This window comes from Thermomonas sp., assembly GCF_041905325.1.
In the GTDB taxonomy this organism is placed as follows: Bacteria; Pseudomonadota; Gammaproteobacteria; order Xanthomonadales; family Xanthomonadaceae; genus Thermomonas.
Genome location: NZ_JAYRLK010000045.1, coordinates 1 through 231 on the forward strand (window position 1 = coordinate 1; position 231 = coordinate 231).

Below are 231 nucleotides of genomic sequence, written 5' to 3' on the forward strand. Positions count from 1 at the left end.
CGAGGAAGATCGTGCCCTGTTCCTTCACGATCACCGACTCATCGCACATCGCCGGCACGTAGGCACCGCCGGCGGTGCAGCTGCCCATCACCACCGCGATCTGCGGGATGTTCTCCGCCGACAGCCGCGCCTGGTTGTAGAAGATCCGGCCGAAGTGTTCCTTGTCCGGGAACACCTCGTCCTGCAGCGGCAGGAAGGCACCGCCGGAATCGACCAGATAGACGCAGGGCA

General features: G+C 64.5%; 1 protein-coding gene. It reads right to left on the minus strand.

Translation table 11 applies throughout. The features are described 5' to 3' along the window. Positions 1 to 231, minus strand: a 231-nt coding sequence (locus tag ACE3OK_RS12580; RefSeq protein WP_374249894.1) for a carboxyl transferase domain-containing protein, incomplete at both ends; no start/stop codon positions are given.